The organism is Kitasatospora sp. NPDC059571 (assembly GCF_042735675.1).
Taxonomy (GTDB): Bacteria; Actinomycetota; Actinomycetes; order Streptomycetales; family Streptomycetaceae; genus Kitasatospora.
Genome location: NZ_JBHWBW010000415.1, coordinates 1 through 6,048 on the forward strand (window position 1 = coordinate 1; position 6,048 = coordinate 6,048).

Consider the following 6,048-nt stretch of genomic DNA (forward strand, 5'->3'; position numbering starts at 1 on the left):
CCCGCCCGCCCCCCCGCGCGGCGGCCCCCGCGCCCCCCCCCGCCCACGCGCGTCCTCCCCCCTGCGGCGGCGCCCCCCCCCGCCGCCCGCCCCCGCCCCCCCGCCGCGAGCAACCGGATCGCACTGCGCACCGAGGGCCCGCCGCTGGCGCGCTCCCGCGCGGGTGAACTGGCCAGCGAGGGCATGGTGCTGGGTGCCGTCCAGGTGCCGCCGGACGGCCTGCCGGTGGTCTTCCTGGCCGACCACCCGACCACCGGCGGCTATCCGGTGGTCGGGGTCGTCCCGCGGGCCGATCTCGCCGCGGCCGCCCAGGCCCGGCCGGGCACGCCGGTGCGGTTCCTGCCGCAGCGCGGCTGACCCGCCGTCACGGGACGGCCGGCCCGGGCACGCACCGGACGGACGGCCGGCCGGTCACTGCGCGAGGTAGCCGCCGTCCACCGGCAGCACCGTACCGGTCACGAACGAGGCCTCGTCGGAGGCGAGGAAGAGGATGGCCCGGGCGACCTCGACCGGTTCGCCGAGCCGCCCGAGCGGGTGCAGCCGGACGATCGCGTCGAGGTACTCCTGCCCGCCGGGCTCGTCCGGCAGCGCGCGGACCCGGTCGGTGCGGATGGTGCCCGGCGCGACCGCGTTGACCCGGATGCCCTGCGGCGCGCACTCCACGGCCAGGTGCTTGGTGAGCCCGGTGGCGACGAACTTCGCCGGTCCGTACGCGGCCTGGCTCGCCTGCCCGGCCAGCCCGGAGATCGAGGAGAGGCAGACCACCGACCCGCCGCCGCCCGCGGCGGTCATTGCCTCGATGGCGTACTTGCAGGTCAGGAACATGCCGCGGCCATCGACGGCCATCACCCGGTCCCAGTCCTCCGGCTCCGTCTCCGCGAGGGTGGAGAGCGGCAGGATCCCGGCGTTCGCCACCAGGACGTCCAGCCGGCCGTAGGCCCGGACGGCGGCGTCGATCATCGCGCGGGCGTCGGCGGCGTCCGCCACGTCGCCCGCGACGGCCACCACCTCGGCGCCGCCCGCGGCCAGTTCGGCCCGCAGCGCCTCCAGCGGCCCGCCGTCCAGGTCGGTCACCGCCAGCCGGGCGCCCTCCGCGGCGAAGAGCTCGGCGGTGGCCCGCCCGATCCCCCGGGCCGCCCCGGTCACCACCGCCGACCTGCCCGCCAGCCGTCCGCCGCCCATGCCGTCGCTCCCGTCCGTGGTGGTCCGCCCTGCGGCCCGGCCGGCCGTGCGCGGCGCACCCGCGGCGGAGGTCGGACCGGCCCCAGCATGCCGCAGCGGTGCCGCCCGGCACCGGCTGACATGCCGTCACGGACGCCGGAGGGCGCCGACCCGGTCAGCCCCGGGCGGCCCGGCGGCGCCAGAGCAGGACACCGGCCACCGCCACCACCAGCACGCCGACCACTGCGACGGTGGCCGCGCCGCTGCCGGAGGAGCCGCCTGCCGAGGCCGCCGGGCTCGCCGACGGCGCGGCGGTGTCCGAGGGGGCCGCCTGGGCGGGGGCACCGGTGGACGGCGCCGCCGAGGCGGACGCCGTGGTCGACGGCGGGGCCGAGGTGCCGGTCGCGGGCAGCGGCTTGGCGCCGGGGGCCGCCGCGGTCAGCTTGAGGACCGGGGCCGGGTGCGCCGGCTCGGCGCCGCCCTGCGGCAGCTCGATCCACCGGTCGACACGGCCGTCGGTGTAGGTCACCAGCGACTTGAAGACGAGCTGCGGGGCGTCCGGCAGCTGCCGGACCTTGATCTTGTACGCCGCGCTCCGGCCCGGCGCCAGGGCGGGCCCGGCCACCTGGTAGCCGCCGTCGACCGCGCTGAGCTGCCAGCCCTTGGGCCCGTCGGCCAGCGTCACGTCGCCGGGCGCGATCCCGGCCGGCAGCGCCACCCGCACCTGGGAGATGCCCGCCGTCTTCGACTCGCCCTCGGCGTCGAACGCGACCACGGCGCCGACCGCCAGCGCCTGCGGGGTGGCGGACTCCACCTCGACGTGGGCGAAGGCGGGCGCCGCGAGGGCCAGCGCCCCGGCGAGGGCGGCGACGGGTGTCGCCGCGCGGGCGAGGAGGCGGGAATGGTTCATGGCGCCGGGTGCTCCAAGGGCTGGGCTGACGTGGCCCGTCCATGATGCCCGACGCGGCGGGCGCCCCGGCGGCCTTCGCGGGCGCCGTCCCCCTGCCGGGGAGACGCTAGGGGCGCTCGCGCGAGGTCAGCCGCACCCGCACGGCCGCGTGGACCTCGGCCTCCTCGGCGGGATCGGCGGCGAGCCGGCGCAAGCGCTCCAGCACCCGGACATCACCCGTGGTGGTGACATGGCGGGCGGCGAGCTCGCGGGTCGACTCCTCGCAGTCCCAGAGGCACTCGACCGCCGGGCCCTCGGCGAAGTGCGGGTCGGTGACGGCCAGCGCCCGGGCCGCACGGCCGCGCAGCTCGGAGGAGACGGTCTCGCCGTACACGTGGCGCAGGGCCGGGACGGCGGCAGCGGCGGCCAGCCGCCGCGCGCCGTCGACCAGGGTGGCCAGTCCGGCGCCCTCGGTGCCGCGGACGGAGATCCAGCGGCGCAGGGCGTCGACCACCAGCGGTCCGTCGGCGGCCTCGCCGGCGTCGGCGAGCAGCCGGACGGCGGCCTCGCCGAGCGCGCTGTCGGCGCCGCCGGTGGCCGGGTCGGCCCAGCGGCGGGCGTCGGCGAGCGCCTGCGGGCCGCGCATCCGGCCGAGCACGGAGAGTGCGGCGGCGACGACCCGCTCGTCCACGTCGGCGGCGGCGGCCTCGATCAGCTCGGCCACGGCCGGATCCTGCTGGTCGACGAGGTGGCGCAGGGCGGCGGAGCGGGCGCCGAGGCGGCCGTTGCGGGCGGCCTCCAGGACGGCGGGCCGGTCCTCGGGGCGGACCACGGCGGCCAGGCAGCGCGCGGCGGCGGCCGCACGCCGGGCGGCGGCCTCCGGGTCGGCCGGGTCGCCCTCCGGCAGGTCGGCCCAGGCGAGTACGTCGACGGTGCTCCAGCCCGGGGTCACGCCGCCGCGGTTCAGCTGGCGCTGCCAGAGGTCGAAGGGGGACTGCTCACCGGCCGCGGCGACCCGCGGGTGGTGCGCGGCCCACAGCCGCCACGGGCGCGGCTCGTAGGCGGCGCGCAGCGCGGCGCGCAGCTCGGCGTCGCCCTCGGGGCCGGCCGGGAAGCGGCCGAGCACGGCGGGGGCGAGCTCCAGCAGGGCGCGGTCGTCGTCGCGCAGCGCGAGCTCGTCCAGGGCCCAGGCCCAGTTCCAGCCGGCGGCGACGTAGCCGCGCAGCAGGTCCAGGGCGTCGCGCCGCCCGTACGCGGCCAGGTGGCCGAGCACGGACAGGGCCAGGCCGGTGCGGGCCTCGTCCTGGTCGAGGGTGTCGTCGGGCGCGTGCAGATGGCGCTCTATGCCGGTGAGCGGCGCCTCCAGCTCCATGTAGAGGCGCGCGTAGTAGAGGGAGCGGTTCTCGACCTGCCAGTCCACGCGCGGGTCGTGCGTGACGCAGGTCTCCAGGGCCTCGACGGCCTCGTCGCGGTCCGCCGCCAGGGCATGCAGTTGCCCGTCGCCGCGGCCCCTCTGCAGGAGGCCTACGAGACTGGCACTGGGCGCTATCACTGGCTCGAACATGAGGTCAGCATCCGTTGCGGCGGTCGTCGTGGCAACGGGATTTCCGTCGCCGGGGGTGGATCGGTCCTGTACAGGCGCCCGGGCGCCGGAATCACCGAAGGCTACCGCCTGACGGCCCGCTGCGCACACAGGGCAGCCGGAAGCCGCCGCCCGCGGGCACCCGCCGCACCCGCCCTCCGTACACCACCCGCCCCGGCCGGGTCCCGCTCCCGGCGCGGTGCGGGGGTCAGACCTGCCGGCGCCGCTCCGGCATCACGGAGTCGATCTCCTCGCGCAGTTCGGCCACCGCCGGCATGGTGTCGTAGCGGCCGGCCAACCGGTACATCTCGCGCAGCCGGTCCCAGGTGCGCATCGAGGAGGTCTGGTTGATCGCCCCCATGGCGAGCTTGGCCTGGAGGCAGGCGGCGTCCGGTTCGCCGGAGATCCAGTATACCGAGGCCAGGGTGATCTGGTCGAGCAGTGCGGAGCGCTCGCGGCCGGCCGGACGGAGCTCGATGGCGCGCCGGGCGTGCTGCTCGGCGAGCCGGGCGGCGCCCGGGTCGTGCTCGGCGAGGGTGCGGTAGACCAGGGCCTGCATGCCGTGCAGCTCTGCCTCGTTGAACAGCTGCATCCAGCTGGGTGCGGCCTCGCCGTCGTCCTGGACGAAGAGGTCCTCGGCCTCGCCGAGGACCCGCCGGGTGGCGTCCGAGCGGCCGAGCGAGGCCTGCGCCCAGGCCTCCACGGTGTGCAGCATGGCCCGGGTGCGGGGCAGCGCCCGGTCTCCCGCGCTGGCCTGGGCGAGCTGCATCAGCTCCAGTGCGTCGTCGGCGCGGCCGAGGTGGAGCATCTGCCGGGCGGCCCGGGAGATCGCCTCGCCGGCCCGCGGCCGGTCGTCGGCCTCCCTGGCGGCCTGCGCGGCGATCACGAAGTAGCGCTGGGCGGTGGGCTCCAGGCCCACGTCGTGCGACATCCACCCGGCCAGTACGGCCAGGTTGGCGGCGACCGTCCACAGCCGGCGCTCCACGGCCGGTGCATGACGGTGCGTCAGGATGCCGCCGACCTCGTTCAGTTGGCCGACCACGGCCTTGCGCTGGAGGCCGCCGCCGCGCGAGGCGTCCCAGGCGCGGAAGACGTCCACCGAGCGCTCCAGGGCGGCGACCTCGTCGTTGCCGACCGGGCCGGCGTCGTAGACGTCGACGATCGGCTGCGGGCCGCCCTGGGTGATGACGTGGCGGGGCCCGGGGCGCTGGGCGGCGTAGGCGACACCGTCCCCGGTGAGCCAGTCGTGGAGGTTGTCGGCGATGACGGCGCCGGCGGCGAGCGCGGCGCCCGCGCCGACCAGACCGCGTCGGTTCAGCATGAGGTCCATTCCCGTGAACTCGGTGAGGACCGCTGCTGTCCGATCCGACTCCCAGGGAACTGCCGCCTCGCTCTGCGCGGTGGTGCCCGTCCTGGGGGGCCGGTGTCGCTCGAGACCGAGGTCCTCAGTGGTGACGACACGGCCGAGCCGCTCCGTGAACACCGCGGCGAGCACCCTCGGCACCGGATCGCGGGGGATCTCCCCCTGCTCGATCCAGCGCCGCACCCGCGAGGTGTCGGTGGACAGTTGCTGCTGCCCGATCGCCGCACCGCGCCGGTTGACCAGCCTGGCCAGCTCGCCCTTGGACCATCCGGTCAGAGCGAAGAGGTCGGCGAGTCTGGTGTTCGGCCCCTTGTCCACGTGAAGCCCCCAGGTTCCTCGGCTGATTTCGACAGTAGTGGCTCTGTCACATGCCACGCGACAATTCGCCAGCCTTCGCCAGGGTCCGCTACGTGGTGTACCAGTGCCGACGGGGTGTCAGGTAGGAATGCGCCACCCCGACCTCGGAGCCGGGAGCCGGGCCCCGCGGGGCCCGCACCGGCCGGACGCCCCGTCAGGGACCGTTCCGGCGGGCCCCGGAGGACCGGTGGAAGGGGTGGCGCAGCCGGGGTGGCGCGGGGGCGTCGGGCACGGCGCGGCAGGACGGAAGACCGCATTCCCCAGGGTGCGGCGGACCGCTCCGGCCGCCTCCGCGCCCGACGCCCGCACTCCACCCGGGCCCTGCCGGCGGAATCCGTCGCCCGTCGGCAGCGGACGGCTCGTCAGGAGCCGGCAGCACCAGTCGGCCAGGAAGGGACCCTCACCAGCCCATGTACTCAACAGCCAGCACCGGCACCCGCCCGGCACCCGTCGCCGAACCGGGCACGGCACGCCTCGTCCCGGGTCAGGCCCGCTCCGCCCTGCGGCCCCCCACCGCGACCACCGGAGGGCGGCCCGCCCCCCGCGCCGCCGAACTGCGCGACCCGCGTGCGGCCCTGGGGCGCCCCGCCCCCCCCGCCCCGCCCCAGAACGCGGGCCGCCCGCGGGGCGGCCGCCGGGTGAACACCCCCACGGGTGTGGGGGTCGTGGTCCCGGGGGTCCCCGCGGCGCGGCATA

4 protein-coding genes and 1 pseudogene are annotated in these 6,048 nt (G+C 77.5%); 1 reads left to right on the forward strand and 4 read right to left on the reverse strand.

Annotation, left to right across the window (positions count from 1 at the left end; all coding sequences use genetic code 11):
• Positions 1 to 357, forward strand: a pseudogene (locus ACFV0G_RS31505) (allophanate hydrolase subunit 2 family protein); the annotation flags it as partial.
• Between the two features lie 54 nt (positions 358 to 411).
• On the opposite strand, the gene ACFV0G_RS31510 reads toward ACFV0G_RS31505, so the two are convergent.
• The 4 genes from ACFV0G_RS31510 to ACFV0G_RS31525 form a co-directional block, all read right to left on the reverse strand.
• A complete protein-coding gene (locus tag ACFV0G_RS31510; protein ID WP_380555392.1) occupies positions 412 to 1,182 on the reverse strand; it encodes an SDR family NAD(P)-dependent oxidoreductase in 771 nt (256 codons plus the stop codon).
• A 154-nt stretch (positions 1,183 to 1,336) separates the two neighbouring features.
• Entirely contained in the window at positions 1,337 to 2,071 is a 735-nt protein-coding gene (locus ACFV0G_RS31515; RefSeq protein WP_380555394.1) for a DUF1775 domain-containing protein, read from the reverse strand.
• 106 nt (positions 2,072 to 2,177) lie between these two features.
• Positions 2,178 to 3,614, reverse strand: a complete 1,437-nt coding sequence (locus ACFV0G_RS31520; protein WP_380555396.1) for a HEAT repeat domain-containing protein — start codon at positions 3,612 to 3,614, stop codon at positions 2,178 to 2,180.
• Between the two features lie 226 nt (positions 3,615 to 3,840).
• A complete protein-coding gene (locus ACFV0G_RS31525) occupies positions 3,841 to 5,313 on the reverse strand; it encodes a hypothetical protein (protein WP_380555398.1) in 1,473 nt (490 codons plus the stop codon).
• Positions 5,314 to 6,048 lie beyond the last annotated feature (735 nt).